This is a genomic window from Tritonibacter sp. SIMBA_163 (assembly GCF_046535935.1).
GTDB classification, from domain to species: domain Bacteria; phylum Pseudomonadota; class Alphaproteobacteria; order Rhodobacterales; family Rhodobacteraceae; genus Epibacterium; species Epibacterium scottomollicae.
This window is the reverse complement of record NZ_JAWJBP010000210.1, coordinates 1-332: the sequence shown is the minus strand read 5'-3', so window position 1 is coordinate 332 and position 332 is coordinate 1. Positions and strand designations below refer to the sequence as shown.

The following is a 332-nucleotide window of genomic DNA, read 5'->3' as shown; positions in this document are numbered from 1 at the left end:
ATTATCACTTCTAGGAGAGTAAAGCCTACTGCTAATTCAAAATAAATTTTTTTTGTTTTAGCATTCAAATGCTGCATAAGGAATCACCTCAGAATAATTTTCAGTTAACAGGGCATCTTCTTTGGTATTGTTAGAGGCGGAGCTAAACTCACTTGGTGATAAGTCATAGACGCGATGTTCCACAATCAGGACATCAAACGGTTCTTGATCCTTAGGGGTGAAAGTAACTTCTATTGTATAAGTGCGGTCTGATTTAGTTCCTGTTTCTTGGTAAGTTAAAGTGCTGGTATTAGACTGGTCACTACCATGACGAAAATCACGAAACTGATCAG

General features: G+C 37.7%; 1 protein-coding gene. It reads right to left on the bottom strand.

What is annotated here, in order from left to right:
* Window positions 1-57: 57 nt before the first annotated feature.
* The coding region (locus R0J92_RS22120) for a hypothetical protein (RefSeq protein WP_411053232.1) at window positions 58-332 on the bottom strand (275 nt) is incomplete at its 5' end.